Genomic DNA, 18,147 nt, shown 5'->3' with positions numbered 1-18,147 from the left:
GGAAATGGTATAATGAGAAATATTAAACTGAAAATTCAATATGACGGTACTGATTATCACGGCTGGCAAATACAGAAAAATGACATAACAGTACAGGAAACAGTAAAAAAAGCCGTTCAGAAAATTGTGAATGAAGATGTACATTTGACAGGCTGCGGACGAACAGATACAGGTGTTCACGCCGAAAACTATGTATGCAACTTTTTCACAAATTCAAGAATACCGTCTGAAAAACTGCCGTATGCGTTAAACACATATTTACCGAATGACATTGTTTGTTTTGAGGCGGAAGATACTGACGAAAATTTTCATTCAAACAGCAGTGCGGTGAAAAAGAGATATGTTTATAAAATTTTAAACCGTGAATTTCCCGACGCGGTTATGAACAGATATTCGTGGCATTATAAATATCCTTTGGATATAGAAAAAATGCGGATTGCCGCAAAGGCGTTTATCGGTGAACATGATTTTATAGGTTTTGCGTCAAGCGGATTTTCGGTTAAAACAACTGTAAGAGAAATTTATTCGCTTGATGTTGATAAAAACGGGGATATAATAACGATTGATGTTGTCGGAAACGGATTTCTTTACAATATGGTAAGAATTATTGCGGGAACGCTTGTTTTTGTCGGCGGCGGAAAGATTAATCCGAACGATATGACAGACATAATAAATTCAAAAGACAGAGAAAGAGCAGGTATAACCGCTCCGCCACAAGGACTTTGTCTGAAGGAGGTGTATTACTGATGAAAAACGATGACGAAATAAATGAAAGTTCAATAAGTGACCTCATACATTATGCGGAGGACGAAAAACGTAATACATTTGACGATGAACCCGAAACAGATGATGAATTGGATGATGAAATAACGGAAACAGACGATGAAACTGTATCGGATAAGGAAGAACCTGTTTCGGAAGAAGTAAGTGAGGAAACCAAAAAAAACGAAGAAGAACCTGTTTCGGAAGAAGCAGAAGAAGAACCGGAAGACGAGCTTGCTTTAGAAGAAGCAGATGAAGAAAATAGTTCCGAAGAAGAAAAAACTTTAAGTAATAATGTAAATTACGATGATGATATAGATTATCCCGATTATGAAACGGATGTCGGATTTTTTGACGATTTAAAAATCGGAGACCACAAAGGTATAATTATAGGTGTGATAATAGGTATAATTGTTGTAATCGCTTTTATAACGATAGATACCGGAATAATCGGAAATTACAAAAATAATTTTTCAAACAATATATCTAAAGTGTTTAAAACGAGTAAAACAGACAAAAACCAATTACCCGACCCAACACAAAAACCTGACGAACAATATAACACAGAAATAAAGTCAAATGAAATTGTTTCTTTTGAGGGTGCGAATGAAACTGAATTTGTACCGTACAAAAACGGTGTTGTATGTGCGAAAATGAATCATATGTCGTATATTGACGGAACTGGAGCTGTCGTGTGGGAAATAGATACGGCGATAGTTGATCCGATATTAAAGGTAGACGGAAATTATATTTTGATTGCCGAAAAAGGCAGAAATAAAATTTGTTTGTACATTGACAATAAACTTCAATATGACGTAGACGATCCCGATACTGTTATGTCGGCGGAACTTTCTTCAAACGGTGATGTAGTGGTTGTTACGGATAAATCGTCATACAGAGGCGGTATATCTGTATATAATAAATCAGGCGAACAAATATTCTCGTGGGCGTCAGGAAGTGACGCGGTTATATGTGCCGATATTTCGGCGGCGTCGAGAAGTGTCGCAGTGGCGCTTTTAAATTCCGATGTAACCGCAAAAACAACCGTACAGCTTTTTAACGTAAATGAAACAGAAAGCTATGCAAAAATCGAAATGCCCGATACCGTTGTATATGAACTTCAGTTCGTGGGTGATAAGGTTAATGCGTTTGGCGACAACAGGGTTACGGGAATTTCATCAAGCGGAAAAATTGTTTATGACAACGATTTTTCAAATGTACAGCTTACACATTCGGCTATAGACTCAAACGGCAATAAACTGTTGGCATTTGACGACGGTAATATACCTATGCTGAATTTGTACAGCAAAAACGGTTTTTTAAAGAACAGTACAACCCTTATAGGCGTTACTGACTTTATAGACATAAATAAAAAATATATACTTTATAACATAGGCAGAGATATTTACTTTGGAAAAACAAATTCAAAAGTAATGTCAAAATATACTGCCGCAATGGATATAAAAAATCTGATTATAGTATCGGATACAACCTTTGTGGTGATTTATTCAAACAGCCTTGAAGTTGTAACCGTATAAAGGGGGTATGGCATGAATATAACTCTTGATATTATTTTATTGGCAGTGCTTGTCATATCGTTTGTTATCGGTTATAAAAAAGGATTTGTAAAATCGGTTTGGAAAATAGTCGCATTGGTTGTAACGATAGTGCTTGTTCTTGCACTTAAAACGCCTACGGTAAACTTTCTTGCAGGTTCGGCTTTGGCAAATAACATAAGCACAAAGATTGCGGAAAATGTCAATATTCCGCAGGGCGGAGGTGTTGATATTGCCGAAACACTGAATTTGCCGGAGTTTATTCAAAGTGATATGACAAATCAAATTGACAGCACTAACAATGCGGTTAATTCGATAAACGAAAAAACCGTAATGTGGCTTACAAATCTTTGCTTGACGGTTATCGCCTGCGTGGCACTGTTTATCATAATACGTCTTATACTTATGGCGGTGTATATGATAATAAACGGTATTACGGAAGCACCGATTATAAAAGGTGTAAATAAATTTATGGGTGGAATTTTTGCAACGATAAATATAATTTTTATTATATTTTTGTTGCTTGCACTTGTATCAATGTTTGCACCGGCAGAGAGCAATCTGTATGAAATGATTGACAAAACATATGCAGTAAAATATTTATATAATTATAATATATTACTTCAACTATTTATGAAAATCTAAGGAGGAAAAAGAAATGTACAGTGATATAGTAAAAAAAGGATTAGAGAAAACACCTCATCGTTCGCTTTTCAAAGCGTCCGGATTTACAGATGAGGAAATCGAAAGACCGCTTATAGGTGTTGTAAGTGCGAAGAATGAAATCATTCCCGGACACATTCACCTTGATAAAATCGCAGAGGCGGTAAAGACAGGTGTAAGAATTGCCGGCGGTACACCGTTGGAATTTCCTGCAATCGGTGTTTGCGACGGTATCGCAATGGGACATAAGGGAATGAAGTATTCTCTTGCAAGCCGTGAGCTTATTGCAGATTCAATCGAATCAATGACTATTGCACACGGTCTTGACGCTCTTGTACTTATTCCAAACTGTGATAAAATCGTTCCGGGTATGCTTATTGCGGCGGCAAGATTAAATATTCCTGCTATCATAGTAAGCGGCGGCCCGATGCTTTCAATTAATTATAAAGACAAGTATCGTGACCTTAATACTGCATTCGAGGCAGTCGGTGCATTTAAAGCAGGTAATATCGATGAGGACGAACTTCTAAGACTTGAAAATGCGGCTTGTCCGTCATGCGGTTCATGTTCGGGTATGTTTACTGCAAACTCAATGAACTGTCTGTGTGAAGTCCTCGGTATGGCTTTACCGGGTAACGGCACAATTCCTGCTGTTTATTCTGAAAGAATACGTCTTGCAAAGCATGCAGGTATGAAGATTATGGAACTTCTTGAAAAGAACATTAAGCCGAGAGATATTATCACTCCGGATTCAATTTATAATGCACTTCGTGTTGATATGGCACTTGGCTGCAGTACAAACTCAATGCTGCACCTTCCTGCAATAGCACATGAGGCAAAAGCACCTATAACACTTGATTACGCAAATGAAATCAGTAAAGAAACACCGAACCTATGTCACCTTGCTCCTGCAGGTGAACATCACGTTCAGGATTTGTATGCGGCAGGCGGTGTTCAGGCACTTATGAACGAGCTTTCAAAGAAGAACTTGTTAAAGCTTGATACAATTACCGCAACAGGTAAGACTTTGGGCGAAAATATTAAGGACTGCACTGTACTTGATTATAACGTAATCCGTCCGATAGATAATCCGTACAGCCAAACAGGCGGTATTGCCGTATTAAAGGGTAATCTTGCTCCTGACGGCTCTGTTGTTAAGAGAAGCGCCGTTGCAAAAGAAATGTTGCAGCACGAAGGCCCTGCAAAGGTTTATAACAGTGAGGAAGAGGCTATTGAGGCTATTTATACAGGTAAGATTGTAAAGGGTGACGTTGTTGTTATCCGTTACGAAGGTCCAAAGGGCGGACCGGGTATGAGAGAAATGCTTTCTCCTACATCTGCAATCTGCGGTATGGGACTTGATAAGGACGTTGCTCTTATTACAGACGGACGTTTCTCAGGCGCTACAAGAGGTGCGGCTATCGGTCACGTTTCACCGGAGGCTGTTGAAGGCGGTCCTATCGCATTTGTACAAGACGGCGATATTATTTCTATTGATATAGATAAATGCCAGATTAACTTTAAGGTCAGCGAAGAAGAATTGGCTAAGCGTAAAGAAAATTGGACTCCGCTTGAACCAAAGGTTAAGACAGGTTATCTAAGAAGATACTCAAAGATGGTTTCTTCTGCAATTCAAGGTGCAGTTATGTTAGACGACTAAAGAACAAATGATTATACAAAAAACGCATTTCTTATATGGAATGCGTTTTTTGTAAGGTTGACAAATCAAATCATTTAAAATATAATGTAGGTAATATATAATAGAAAGAGAGCAAGTATATGCAAGACGGAGTTAAACTTGAACGTAAGACTAAAGATGAACTGAAACAAATAGCGCAAGGTCTTGGAATAGAAAAAATTTCAGCTTTAAAAAAAGATGAAATAATTGTATTGATTCGCGAAAAACGTGAACAGATTGCAAATGAGGAAAAACAGAAAGTGCAACCGAAAAAACGTGAACGTCCGGCAGACGCAGTTGAAGTAAAGGGTGTGCTTGACGTAATGACAGACGGTTTTGGTTTTCTTCGTATGGAGAACTATATGTCGGGCAAAAACGATATATATGTGTCACCTACACAAATAAGAAGATTTAATTTAAAGACCGGTGATGAAATTGTCGGTGATTGCCGACCGTCACAAGATGAAGATAAGTTTTCTCCGTTACTGTTTGTAAAGACTATAAACGGCGACCCGCTTGAAATTGCTTTAAAACGCAGACCGTTTGAACGTCTTACACCGATATATCCGAAAGAAAAAATAAGCCTTGATACAGGTGACAGAACAAGAACCGCATCAAGACTTATAGATTTAATCGCACCAATCGGAAAAGGTCAGAGAGGTATGATAGTTGCACCGCCCAAGGCAGGTAAAACTACTATATTAAAACAAATTGCTCAATCTATATCCGAAAATTATCCCGATATTAAATTGATAGTACTTTTAATAGATGAAAGACCGGAAGAAGTTACTGATATAAAACGTTCAATAGACGGTGAAGTTATATATTCTACATTTGACCAAATGCCCGAAAATCATTGTAAGGTTGCGGAAATGGTGCTTGAAAGAGCGTCAAGACTTGTGGAGCAGAAAAAAGATGTAGTAATTTTGCTTGATTCAATCACAAGACTTGCAAGAGCATATAACTTGACGGTTCAGCCGACAGGAAGAACTTTGTCCGGCGGTCTTGATCCGGACGCATTGTATAAGCCAAAAAAGTTTTTCGGTGCGGCTCGTAATATAGAAGAGGGCGGAAGTCTTACAATTTTGGCAACCGCACTTGTTGAAACGGGCAGCAGAATGGATGATGTTATTTTTGAAGAATTTAAGGGTACGGGTAATATGGAATTGAAACTCGACAGAAATCTTCAGGAAAAACGAATTTTCCCTGCTATTGATATTTTGAAATCAGGTACAAGACGTGAAGAAGATTTGCTTAATGACCGTGAAAAAGAGGCTTGCTGGATTATAAGACGTGAGCTTGGCAGAAATTCAAATACCGAAACTATTGTCAGCTTTTTGCAGTATATGAGAAGTACAAGCAGCAATAAAGATTTTGTTGAGTTGATTATTAATAATTACGGAAGAAAATAATTTTTTGAGAACTGTAACGATTTGTTACAGTTCTTTTTTTGTTGTGATCGACGCAAATAGTGTATGTAATAAGAAATAATCCACAATATATAGTATAATGAAAAAAACTTCAAAAAAAATGAAAAAAAGTGTTGACAAAAGGGGTAATAGAGTGTATAATAATCAAGTCGTCAGTTGAGAGGACTAAAGGACACGGGAAGAGAAGTGTTCGGGGTTGAGAAGAAGTTAAAAACTTTTTCAAAAAACTTTTAAAAAAGTCTTGACAAACTGAAAACGATGTGATAGAATAAACAAGCTGTCGCAAGAGAGCATGTACATTGAAAGATAAATAGTGCAGGTTTTTGTCGAGCATTTGCTTTGCAAATGCAAAACTATTGAGTTTTTTATGACAGAAATTCGGATAAAAATTACGAAGAGAAGTCAGTTAGTAATTAAGAGCTAACAAACAATCGAGTATATAAGAGCGAAAGCTTAAATATAACCATTTAAACGAGAGTTTGATCCTGGCTCAGGACGAACGCTGGCGGCGTGCCTAACACATGCAAGTCGAACGAGAATCTTTGAACAGATCTTTTCGGAGTGACGTTCAAAGAGGAAAGTGGCGGACGGGCGAGTAACGCGTGAGTAACCTGCCCATAAGAGGGGGATAATCCATGGAAACGTGGACTAATACCGCATATTGTAGTTAAGTTGCATGACTTGATTATGAAAGATTTATCGCTTATGGATGGACTCGCGTCAGATTAGATAGTTGGTGAGGTAACGGCTCACCAAGTCAACGATCTGTAGCCGAACTGAGAGGTTGATCGGCCGCATTGGGACTGAGACACGGCCCAGACTCCTACGGGAGGCAGCAGTGGGGAATATTGCGCAATGGGGGCAACCCTGACGCAGCAACGCCGCGTGCAGGAAGAAGGTCTTCGGATTGTAAACTGTTGTCGCAAGGGAAGAAGACAGTGACGGTACCTTGTGAGAAAGTCACGGCTAACTACGTGCCAGCAGCCGCGGTAATACGTAGGTGACAAGCGTTGTCCGGATTTACTGGGTGTAAAGGGCGCGTAGGCGGACTGTCAAGTCAGTCGTGAAATACCGGGGCTTAACCCCGGGGCTGCGATTGAAACTGACAGCCTTGAGTATCGGAGAGGAAAGCGGAATTCCTAGTGTAGCGGTGAAATGCGTAGATATTAGGAGGAACACCAGTGGCGAAGGCGGCTTTCTGGACGACAACTGACGCTGAGGCGCGAAAGTGTGGGGAGCAAACAGGATTAGATACCCTGGTAGTCCACACCGTAAACGATGGATACTAGGTGTAGGAGGTATCGACCCCTTCTGTGCCGCAGTTAACACAATAAGTATCCCACCTGGGGAGTACGACCGCAAGGTTGAAACTCAAAGGAATTGACGGGGGCCCGCACAAGCAGTGGAGTATGTGGTTTAATTCGAAGCAACGCGAAGAACCTTACCTGGGCTTGACATCCCTGGAATCGAGTAGAGATACTTGAGTGCCTTCGGGAATCAGGTGACAGGTGGTGCATGGTTGTCGTCAGCTCGTGTCGTGAGATGTTGGGTTAAGTCCCGCAACGAGCGCAACCCCTATTGTCAGTTGCCATCATTAAGTTGGGCACTCTGGCGAGACTGCCGGTGACAAATCGGAGGAAGGTGGGGACGACGTCAAATCATCATGCCCCTTATGCCCAGGGCTACACACGTACTACAATGGCCGATAACAAAGTGCAGCGAAACCGTGAGGTGGAGCGAATCACAAAACTCGGTCTCAGTTCAGATTGCAGGCTGCAACTCGCCTGCATGAAGTTGGAATTGCTAGTAATCGCGGATCAGAATGCCGCGGTGAATACGTTCCCGGGCCTTGTACACACCGCCCGTCACACCATGAGAGTCGATAACACCCGAAGCCTGTGAGCTAACCTTTTAGGAGGCAGCAGTCGAAGGTGGGGTTGATGATTGGGGTGAAGTCGTAACAAGGTAGCCGTATCGGAAGGTGCGGCTGGATCACCTCCTTTCTAAGGAGAACCGATTGAGCGAATAGCTTAGTCAAAATTCCTAAGGTCGAACGATAGAAATATCGTCAGAGACAGAACTTGTACTGTTTATCTTTGAGTGGACACGTTATTTTGCGAAGCAAAAAACGTGAAGCGCTTTGAAAATTTTAATTTTCGAAGGCTCAGCGGTAGCTGACATCCCTGATATGTAAGGAATGAGCTTTACGCTTTAAAATGTAGAATAATATGAACATTCACAACACAAAATATTGATATAAGTGGGAAAAGGAAACTGAACCCAATAGAAACCCTGCATGGGCCTATAGCTCAGCCGGTTAGAGCGCACGCCTGATAAGCGTGAGGTCGGTGGTTCGAGTCCACTTAGGCCCACCACTAGCATTGCGTAGCAATGCGAAACATCGTATGAGCGTGCCGGTGTGAAATCGTGAAGCGAAGCGGAGCGATAGGCAACAAAGTTGCCGTAACAAGGAGGCACATAGGCGAATATGATGCCAACCGTAGGTTGGACATTCGTGACATACGAAAAATTAATGCCAAATATTAAGTATTAACTAAAATTTGGGGGTGTAGCTCAGCTGGGAGAGCACCTGCCTTGCAAGCAGGGGGTCAGGAGTTCGATTCTCCTCATCTCCACCAGCGTTTACGTAGTAAACGCGAGCATTCACGTAATGCTAACAACGTCCCGCAGGCTTTTTAGACAAGGGGCAACTTTTTACGGCAGTAAAAAGTGCAGTTGTTAAAAGCATAGTGAATCTGACCGGAGGTCAGCCAAAGCGCTAACTGAAAGTCAAATATATCAATATAAAAGATTGTACCTTGAAAACTAAACAATGTAACAAACGATGATAGAGAGAAACGAGGAAAGCATTTGTTTACAAAGTAATCAAATGACAAACCCCGATAACTAAATTAGTTATCAAACTAATGTGGAAAGGTTTTTTCGATATACGAGAGTATATGGGTAAAAACTTCAATTTCAAACAAATCTCTAATTCTTATGTAATTCAAGAACCAAACCAAGTTGGTCAAGCTATAAAGAGCGTAGGGAGAATGACTTGGCATCAGGAGCCGAAGAAGGACGTGACAAGCTGCGAAAAGCTGCGGTTAGGAGCAAATATCCATAGACCCGCAGATATCCGAATGGGGAAACCCGGTACGGCAATACCGTATCACTGCATGGTAAATACATAGCCATGTGGAGGAAACCCTCTGAACTGAAACATCTAAGTAGGAGGAGGAAGAGAAAGAAACATCGATTTCCTAAGTAGCGGCGAGCGAAAGGGAAAGAGGCCAAACCAGAGATAGCAATATCTTTGGGGTTGCGGACTGCATAATTGATTTAACATCTTTAGCAGAAGTGTATGGGAAGACACACCATAGTAGGTAATAGTCCTGTAAGCGAAAGGGATGTTAACATGGCAGTATCCAGAGTACCACCGGACACGAGGAACCCGGTGGGAAGCCGGGGGGACCACCCCCCAAGCCTAAATACTACCTGATGACCGATAGTGAAAAGTACAGTGATGGAAAGTTGAAAAGAACCCCGGAAGGGGAGTGAAAAAGAATCTGAAACCCTATGTTTACAAGCTGCTAAAGCACTATATATGTGCGATAGCGTACTTTTTGTAGAACGGTCCGGCGAGTGTATGTTGCAAGCGAGGTTAAGGTGTTAAGCACTGAAGCCGAAGGAAGACCGAGTGTGAATAGCGCGTACAGTTTGCAGTATACGACCCGAAACCGGGTGACCTAACCATGGACAGGTTGAAGTGGAAGTAAAATTCCATGGAGGACCGAACCCACGTCTGTTGAAAAAGGCGGGGATGAGCTGTGGTTAGCGGTGAAATTCCAATCGAACTCGGATATAGCTGGTTCTCATCGAAATAGCTTTAGGGCTAGCCTCAGGATAGTTTAGCGGAGGTAAAGCACTGAATGGGCTAGGGGGCTTCACGGCTTACCGAACCCTATCAAACTCTGAATGCCGCATAAATGTTTCCTGGGAGTCAGACTGCGTGAGATAAGTTTCGTAGTCAAAAGGGAAAGAGCCCAGACCTACAGCTAAGGTCCCTAAATGAATTTAAGTGGAAAAGGATGTGCAGTTGCGTAGACAACTAGGACGTTGGCTTAGAAGCAGCCACTCATTTAAAGAGTGCGTAATAGCTCACTAGTCGAGTGATTGTGCGCCGAAAATGTAACGGGGCTAAAATTCATACCGAAGCTTAGGCTTTGCACACTTTGTGTGCGAGGGGTAGATGAGCGTTGTGTAAGTCTGCGAAGCTACACCGAAAGGAGTAGTGGAGATATCACAAGTGAGAATGCCGGAATGAGTAGCGAGAATTATGTGAGAATCATAATGGTCGAAAATCTAAGGTTTCTTGAGGAAGGTTCGTCCGCTCAAGGTAAGCCGGGAGCTAAGGCGAGGCCGAGAGGCGTAGTCGATGCACATACGGTAAAGATTCCGTAGCCACCGAAGTCGTTAAATACAGGGACACAGGAACATAGCCTAACCCCACCGTTGGTTGAGTGGGGCGTAAGGGAGCGAAAATTAGTAGCGAAGTGGGTGATTGTACACTGGCGAGAAAAGCTGTATGAATTGACAAGGTGCCCGTACCGCAAACCGACACAGGTAGATGAGGAGAGAATCCTAAGACCAGCGGGAGAAGTGTTGTTAAGGAACTCGGCAAAATGACCCCGTAACTTCGGGATAAGGGGAGCCTACGCGAGTAGGCCGCAGAGAATAGTCTCAAGCGACTGTTTAGCAAAAACACAGGTCTATGCTAAATCGAAAGATGATGTATATGGGCTGACGCCTGCCCGGTGCTGGAAGGTTAAGGGGAAGTGTTAGAGCAATCGAAGCACTGAACTTAAGCCCCAGTAAACGGCGGCCGTAACTATAACGGTCCTAAGGTAGCGAAATTCCTTGTCAGGTAAGTTCTGACCCGCACGAATGGCGTAACGACTTGAGAGCTGTCTCAACAACATACCCGGCGAAATTGAAGTACTGGTAAAGATGCCAGTTACCCGTGATAAGACGGAAAGACCCCATGGAGCTTTACTGTAACTTGATATTGAATTTTTGTATTACATGTACAGGATAGGTGGGAGACAGAGAACCAATGCCGCCAGGTGTTGGGGAGTCGATGTTGGGATACCACTCTTGTAATATGAAGGTTCTAACCTGCACCCGTGAATCCGGGTGGGGGACACTGTCAGGTGGACAGTTTGACTGGGGCGGTCGCCTCCTAAAAGGTAACGGAGGCGTTCAAAGGTTGGTTCAGCACGGACGGAAATCGTGCAACGAGTGCAAACGCATAAACCAGCCTAACTGCGAGACCGACAAGTCGAGCAGTAACGAAAGTTGGAGTTAGTGATCCGGCGGTATGAGAGTGGAATTGCCGTCGCTCAACGGATAAAAGCTACCCTGGGGATAACAGGCTGATCTCCCCCAAGAGTCCACATCGACGGGGAGGTTTGGCACCTCGATGTCGGCTCATCGCATCCTGGAGCTGTAGTCGGTTCCAAGGGTTGGGCTGTTCGCCCATTAAAGCGGTACGCGAGCTGGGTTCAGAACGTCGCGAGACAGTTCGGTCCCTATCTATCACGGGCGTAGGAAATTTGAGGAGAGCTGACCTTAGTACGAGAGGACCGGGTTGGACGTACCGCTGGTGCACCTGTTGTTCTGCCAAGGGCATAGCAGGGTAGCTAAGTACGGACGGGATAAACGCTGAAGGCATCTAAGCGTGAAGCCCCCTTCGAGATAAGATTTCCCATAGCGTAGGCTAGTAAGGACCCATGAAGACTACATGGTTGATAGGCCGGAGGTGGAAGTGCAGTAATGTATGTAGCTGACCGGTACTAATAGTCCGAGGGCTTGACCAAGCATTTACAAAGTAAATGCGGAAATATACGGAAGCAAGTGAGCAGATACAATTCAAAGAATTGTGTAGAGCGAGCGGTTGCCAAAGGCAATGCGAAGTATATACAAGCGTAAGCTTGAGAAACCGCAAAGAAAAGTAAATACAGATGTATCGCTACATCAAAGGTTAGGAACGAGAAAGATAAGAAATTAGAGAAAACGCATTGTGAAGTTATGTTGTTTAGTTTTGAGGGTATGACCTCAAAAGAGAAGATCCGGTGACGATAGCAAGGAGGAACCACCTGTTCCCATGCCGAACACAGAAGTTAAGCTCCTTAACGTCGATGATACTTGGTGGGTGACTGCCTGGGAAAGTAGAAAGTTGCCGGAACGAAGGATGCTGAAGATAACGACAAAAGTCGTTATCTTTGGTGTTTAAAGAAAAAGTTAGCGAAAGCTAAAGAGATATTCCTCTATAGCTCAGTTGGCAGAGCGCATGACTGTTAATCATGATGTCGCTGGTTCGAGCCCAGCTGGAGGAGCCATAAACGGAACAAGATATTTGTTCCGTTTTTTTGTTGTTATGATACGAAATTCCTAAATGAGCCGGTAGGACTTGAGTAATCCTTTTGGAAAAGACTCATTTGGTTTACAAGTTCGCTTGTATTTTGTATTAGAAACATATTTGTTGAGATAGGAAACAGTAGTGTTAAAGCTACTTTTTTAAATTTTTTATTTAATGATTTTATTTCTTATATCCAAGTATAGTATCTTTCTTCTGTTTCAGAATTGTATTGTACTGCCAATTTAATTTTGAATAGTTACTTCCGATAACTATTGGTAATTTATACTCGAAATACACCGTTTTTTGGTATATAATGAAGACAGCAATAAAAATTGCAGGGGAATATGATATTTATTTGATATAACAGACTCTAACACAGAGTCATTTTTTGATTTGCTTTTTTATTATAAATATGATATTCTAATAAAAAAATTGAATGGAGAAAGTTATGAACATACAGATATTTGGAAAATCGAAGTGTTTTGATACGAAAAAGGCGGAGAGATATTTTAAGGAGAGAAAAATAAAATATCAGCTAATCAATATGACTGAAAAGGGCATGAGCAAGGGTGAATACAACAGCGTCAAGCAAGCTGTCGGCGGATATGAAAACTTAATTGACGAAAAGGCAAAGGACAAAGACACTCTTATGCTTATAAAATATCTTGCGGACGAGGCAAAAGAGGACAAACTGCTTGAAAATCCTCAACTGTTCAAAACACCTATTGTCAGAAACGGCAGACAGGCGACTGTCGGCTACAAACCGGAGGTATGGAAAACATGGGAATAAAGCGAGTTCCGACGTATTTCAATGAATTTGCCTGTATCGGCGGTGCGTGTGAAGATAACTGCTGTATCGGCTGGGAGGTTGATATTGATGATGAAAGTCTTGAAGTTTATAACTCGGTCGGCGGTGAGTTTGGCGATAGGCTACGCCGTTATATGAATGACGAAAATAGTTTTACGCTTAAAAACAACCGTTGTCCATTTTTGAACGACAAAAATTTATGCGATATTTTTATAAACATCGGCGAGGACAAGCTCTGCACCGTTTGTACGGAATATCCGCGATTTACCGAAACATACGGCAGTTTAACGGAAAAAGGTCTTGGAATGTCGTGCGAAAGTGCGGCGGAATTTATCTTTAAAAGTGACAAGCCGACTGGTTTTGAAACTGAAAAATTTGATTATGAAGAAGAATGTGACGAAGATTTTTTAAGGATACTTTTAAATGTGCGTGAAAATATTTTTGACGTGCTTAAAAATCGAAAAATGAACATTTCGGACAGAGTTAAAACGATTTTGAATTATGCATATGACGTGCAGGATAAAATCAATAATAACAACGTTGACAAAGTACCTCAAAGTGTGGATAACTGTGATTTTTCACAAAGTGAAAAGTGTATAAACGACATAAAAGAGTGCGTCAAGCTATGTCTTAGCCTTGAAATTATGGAGGACAGTTGGACGGGTGTAATTGAAAACACGCTCGGAATTTTTGACAATTACGATAATTTGAGCGGTGAGTTTGATTTATACATAAGCGGACGCGAATACGAATATGAAAATTTGCTTGTGTACTTCATATACAGATATTTGCTGAAAGCGGTGTTTGACTGTGACGTGCTTACAAAGGTACGTTTTGCGGCGGTGTCGTATGTGATTATACGTCAGCTTGATATTGCACGTTGGCTTAGAAACGGAAAGGAATTTTCGCTTAAAGACAGAATAAAAAATTGTGTACTGTATTCAAAGGAGGTTGAACATTGTCAGGATAATATTGATTTCTTTGACGAGGAATTTTTGTTCAATTCAATCTTTGAACACAACAGATTTTTGAATTTAATTTAAATTTTTTCGATTTTGTATTGCAAAATATAATAATTGACGAAAAGGAGCCGAGCGTTTTTGTTGCCGGTTTACTTCCGTTTTATTCTCCGATATGTCTGCCTGTTAAAACGGTACAACCCATTGAACAGCCGATTACAAAGCTTGTAACAATTCTGCATAAGCTGATTGCCTATGTTTACGGCTGAAATCGACGACGTGCCGTTATACGCACCGACAACGGTATTACGGTATTATTATATATTCCTTATTCGGTTTTGCCAATGCCTTTTGTAAAATCGGTCAAACTTGACACATTATAAGTAAAATGCTATAATTAGAATAGATTACTATATACAAAATACGGTGTTTTCAGTATGGAGGAAATTATGACGCATTTGAATTCTGCGGTAAAATTACTTGACAGAGCCGCTGAAAAGTTTAACGATAAAATTGCAATATCAGATGAATGGAGCGAGATTAGTTTCAGTGAATTGCAGAGAAAGGGAAAGGCTGTCGGAACGGCACTTGCAAAGACAACTCCGCAAGGATATATGCCTGCACCTGTTATGGTGTATTTGAAGAAAAGCATATCGTGTTTGGTTTGTTTTATGGGTGCGATGTACAGTGCAAATCCGTATGTGCCTACCGCTTACGATATGCCTGCGAACAGAATACAGAAAATTGTTGACTCACTTCAAGGCAGAGGTCATATAATCACAGACGCACAGGGTATGGAAACTTTAAAGACTATGAACATACCCGAGTCAATGAGTATTCATATATATGAGGAAATCGTTGAGACCGAAACGGACGGGGAACTTATCGAAAAAACACTTAATTCGGTAATTGATACAGACCCGATTTATATAATGTTCACATCTGGTTCGACAGGTGCACCGAAAGGCGTTACAGTGCCGCACAGAGGCGTTATAGATTATGCAATTTGGGTTGCAAAGACATTTAATATCAATGAAAATTCTATACTTGGAAATCAAGCACCGTTCTATTTTGATAATTCGATATTTGATATATACAGCTGTCTTTTGACAGGTGCAAAAATGGTGATAATTCCTGAGACATTGTTTATGTTCCCTGTAAAGTTGCCAGAATTTGTGCGTGATAATGATATTACGACAATATTCTGGGTACCGACCGTTATGATTAATGTGGCAAATTCGGGAGTGCTTTCGGAGATTGAATTGCCGAAACTTAAAAATGTGGTGTTCTGCGGTGAAGTAATGCCGAATACTCAACTTAATATATGGCGTAAGGCACAACCGCAATGCACATACGCAAACCTTTACGGTCCGACGGAAATTTCGGACGTATGTACTTATTATATTGTCGACAGACCTTTCAAGGACAGCGATTCACTTCCGATTGGTAAGGCTTGCGAGAATATGCGTATTATAATTCTTAACGAAAAGAATGAAATTGCAAAGACGAATGAACAAGGCGAAATATGCGTTATAGGTACAGGCGTATCGCTTGGATATTGGAATAATCCCGAAATTACGCAAAAGGCATTTATTCAAAATCCCGTTAATCCGTATTACGAGGAAAGAATTTATCGTACAGGCGATTTGGCATATGTTAATGATGAAGGCCTTATTATCTACTTGGGAAGAATGGATAATCAGGTTAAGGTAAAAGGTAACAGAATTGAGCTTGGCGAAATCGAAAATGCCGCAATGTGTGTTGGCGGAGTTAAAGGTGCTTGTGCGGTGTTTGACGAGAAAAATCAGAAGATTGTATTGTTTATAGAAAGCTGCGAGGCATTTAGGCTTAGAAAACTTAATCTTGAACTTAAAAAATATATACCTAATTATATGTTGCCGGGCGACCTTGTTGTTATGGAAAAATTCCCGCATACCGCAAATGACAAGATTGACAGAGTTACACTAAAGAAATCTTTGGGATAAAGGAAAAGCTATGGAAACAATGATGCAAAGTGCCGTATGCCTTTTGGAGCAGGCGGCGGAAAAGTTTAAAAATAAGACAGTATTTGAAGATAAGGACGGAAGTATTTCTTTTGAGGAATTGAGAGAAAAAAGCCGTATAATAGGAAGTGAACTTATTAAAAGAGTTGAAACAGGCAGAAAATGTCCTGTAATCGTATATTTGCCGAAAAGCATAAAATCAATAATCAGCTTTATGGGTTCGCTTTACAGTGCGTCACCGTATGTGCCGATTGATTACGCAATACCGATGGCGAGAATGGAAAAGACCGTTGAAAATCTTCATCCGACCGCGATAATAACAGATACGGACGGCAAGGCAAAACTTGAAAGTCTTAATCTTGACACAGAGATACTTATATTTGATGAGCTTGCAGACGGACAAGCCGATGATGCGGCGGTTGATAAGTCGCTGGGCGGTGTGTGCGATCTTGACCCTGCGTATATTATGTACACATCAGGCTCAACAGGTGTGCCGAAAGGCGTTACAATTTCAAACAGAGGTGTTATAGATTATATTGAATGGATTGTCGAAACATTCCCGATTGACGAAAACAGCGTAATCGGTATGCAGTCGGCGTTCCATTTTGACAATTCTGTTTTTGATATGTATACCGCTTTTTATACGGGTGCAAAAACTATGATAATTCCAGAGATACTTTTTATGTATCCCGAAAAACTTATGGATTATATGACGGAAAACAAAATTTCCGTTATCTTCTGGGTACCAACCGTTATGATAAGCGTTGCAAACGGCGGTGTGCTTGAAAATGCCGATTTGAGTGCATTAAAACTGATATTGTTTGCAGGCGAAGTAATGCCGAATACTCAGCTTAATATATGGAGAAAATATTTGCCCGACTGTATGTATGTAAATATGTATGGTCCGACAGAAGCAACGGATATTGCAACGTATTATATTGTTGACAGAGAATATGAAAATCACGAAACTTTACCGATAGGTAAGGTTTGCAGAAATATGCGTGCATTGATTTTGAACGATGATGATAAGCAATGTGCTGTCGGTGAACAAGGTGAACTTTGCATAAGCGGTACGGGTATTGCACTCGGATATTGGAATTCACCGGAGATTACGGCAAAAGCATTTGTTCAAAATCCGCTTAATACAAAATATCACGACAGAATTTACCGTACAGGCGACCTTGTTTATGAAAATGAAGAAGGCAATATAATTTTCATAGGCAGAAAGGACAGCCAAATTAAATTGAGAGGTAACAGAATTGAACTCGGTGACCTTGAAAGTGCGGCGGCGGCTATTGAAAATGTCGCAAGTGCATGCGCATTGTTTGACGCAGATAAACAGGAGATTGTATTGTTTATCGAAACAACAGCAGAAATTGTCGCAAGAAAGTTTAAGATGGAGCTTAAAAAATATGTTCCGGCATATATGGTACCAGGCAAAATCGTAACTATGGAAAAGTTCCCTCACACACCGAGCGGAAAGATAGACAGAGTCGGTTTAAGAAAAACTTATATTACGGCTGAGTAAAATTGCCCACAGCACTGTGAACAATTTTCTTTCAGCCGAAACAAGGAAATTAAAATCAAAAAAGGAGATAATTAAAATGGAAGAAATCAAAGAAAAACTAAGAGCATTCATACAGGAGAAATTTGAAATTGATGATGATCCTGATTTTACAGATGATGTACATTTGTTCAATGAAGGTTTTGTCGATTCATTCGGCGCGGTTGAAATAATCCACTTTATCGAACAGACATACAACATCGAAATCACACAAAAGGATATAACACTTTATCCGATGAACACAATCGAAGAAATAGCTGAGGTTGTCGAAAATAAATTATCATAATCAGAAAGGTAACGGAT

Annotated in this window: 11 protein-coding genes, 3 tRNA genes and 3 rRNA genes; all 17 read left to right on the top strand. The window is 40.9% G+C overall.

Annotation, left to right across the window (positions count from 1 at the left end):
* Positions 1-12: 12 nt before the first annotated feature.
* The 17 genes from truA to ACSAMO_RS07800 all read left to right on the top strand — a co-directional run bounded on the left by truA (position 13) and on the right by ACSAMO_RS07800 (position 18,130).
* Positions 13-747, top strand: a complete 735-nt coding sequence (gene truA, locus ACSAMO_RS07880) for a tRNA pseudouridine(38-40) synthase TruA (protein ID WP_118446342.1) — start codon at positions 13-15, stop codon at positions 745-747.
* Complete coding sequence (locus ACSAMO_RS07875) at positions 747-2,300, top strand: DUF5711 family protein (protein WP_499209062.1); 1,554 nt, start codon at positions 747-749, stop codon at positions 2,298-2,300. Before truA ends, ACSAMO_RS07875 begins: the two co-directional genes overlap by 1 nt.
* Before the next feature lie 12 nt (positions 2,301-2,312).
* Positions 2,313-2,963 carry a CvpA family protein gene (locus ACSAMO_RS07870; RefSeq protein ID WP_022229257.1) on the top strand — a complete coding sequence of 217 codons (651 nt, stop codon included), beginning with the start codon at positions 2,313-2,315 and terminating at the stop codon, positions 2,961-2,963.
* A 13-nt stretch (positions 2,964-2,976) separates the two neighbouring features.
* Entirely contained in the window at positions 2,977-4,641 is a 1,665-nt protein-coding gene (ilvD, locus tag ACSAMO_RS07865; RefSeq protein WP_022229256.1) for a dihydroxy-acid dehydratase, read from the top strand.
* A gap of 119 nt (positions 4,642-4,760) precedes the next feature.
* Positions 4,761-6,071, top strand: coding sequence for a transcription termination factor Rho (rho, locus tag ACSAMO_RS07860; RefSeq protein WP_412294438.1), 1,311 nt, complete (start codon positions 4,761-4,763; stop codon positions 6,069-6,071).
* Between the two features lie 485 nt (positions 6,072-6,556).
* Positions 6,557-8,092: ribosomal RNA gene (locus ACSAMO_RS07855) — 16S ribosomal RNA — on the top strand.
* Between the two features lie 295 nt (positions 8,093-8,387).
* A tRNA-Ile gene (locus ACSAMO_RS07850) sits at positions 8,388-8,464 on the top strand.
* A gap of 188 nt (positions 8,465-8,652) precedes the next feature.
* Positions 8,653-8,728 (top strand) — tRNA-Ala (locus ACSAMO_RS07845).
* 387 nt (positions 8,729-9,115) lie between these two features.
* Positions 9,116-11,968 (top strand): 23S ribosomal RNA (locus tag ACSAMO_RS07840).
* A gap of 251 nt (positions 11,969-12,219) precedes the next feature.
* Positions 12,220-12,336 (top strand): 5S ribosomal RNA (rrf, locus tag ACSAMO_RS07835).
* Together the 16S, 23S and 5S rRNA genes with 3 tRNA genes alongside form the textbook arrangement of a ribosomal RNA operon.
* A gap of 78 nt (positions 12,337-12,414) precedes the next feature.
* Positions 12,415-12,490, top strand: a tRNA-Asn gene (locus ACSAMO_RS07830).
* A gap of 468 nt (positions 12,491-12,958) precedes the next feature.
* Positions 12,959-13,300 carry an arsenate reductase family protein gene (locus ACSAMO_RS07825; RefSeq protein WP_147514026.1) on the top strand — a complete coding sequence of 114 codons (342 nt, stop codon included), beginning with the start codon at positions 12,959-12,961 and terminating at the stop codon, positions 13,298-13,300.
* Positions 13,282-14,361 (top strand): flagellin lysine-N-methylase, encoded by a 1,080-nt coding sequence (gene fliB, locus ACSAMO_RS07820; protein WP_499209061.1) that lies wholly within the window; start codon positions 13,282-13,284, stop codon positions 14,359-14,361. Before ACSAMO_RS07825 ends, fliB begins: the two co-directional genes overlap by 19 nt.
* Before the next feature lie 17 nt (positions 14,362-14,378).
* Positions 14,379-14,546 carry a hypothetical protein gene (locus ACSAMO_RS07815; RefSeq protein WP_499209060.1) on the top strand — a complete coding sequence of 56 codons (168 nt, stop codon included), beginning with the start codon at positions 14,379-14,381 and terminating at the stop codon, positions 14,544-14,546.
* 180 nt (positions 14,547-14,726) lie between these two features.
* Positions 14,727-16,262, top strand: a complete 1,536-nt coding sequence (locus tag ACSAMO_RS07810) for an amino acid adenylation domain-containing protein (RefSeq protein WP_022229445.1) — start codon at positions 14,727-14,729, stop codon at positions 16,260-16,262.
* 10 nt (positions 16,263-16,272) lie between these two features.
* Entirely contained in the window at positions 16,273-17,808 is a 1,536-nt protein-coding gene (locus ACSAMO_RS07805) for an amino acid adenylation domain-containing protein (protein WP_499209059.1), read from the top strand.
* Positions 17,809-17,884: 76 nt separating this feature from the next.
* Positions 17,885-18,130 (top strand): acyl carrier protein, encoded by a 246-nt coding sequence (locus ACSAMO_RS07800; protein WP_022229447.1) that lies wholly within the window; start codon positions 17,885-17,887, stop codon positions 18,128-18,130.
* Positions 18,131-18,147: the final 17 nt, after the last annotated feature.

This window comes from Ructibacterium sp. SJQ-7, assembly GCF_054696575.1.
The sequence above is the reverse complement of the archived record's forward strand: the minus strand, read 5'-3'. Positions and strand labels throughout refer to the sequence as shown.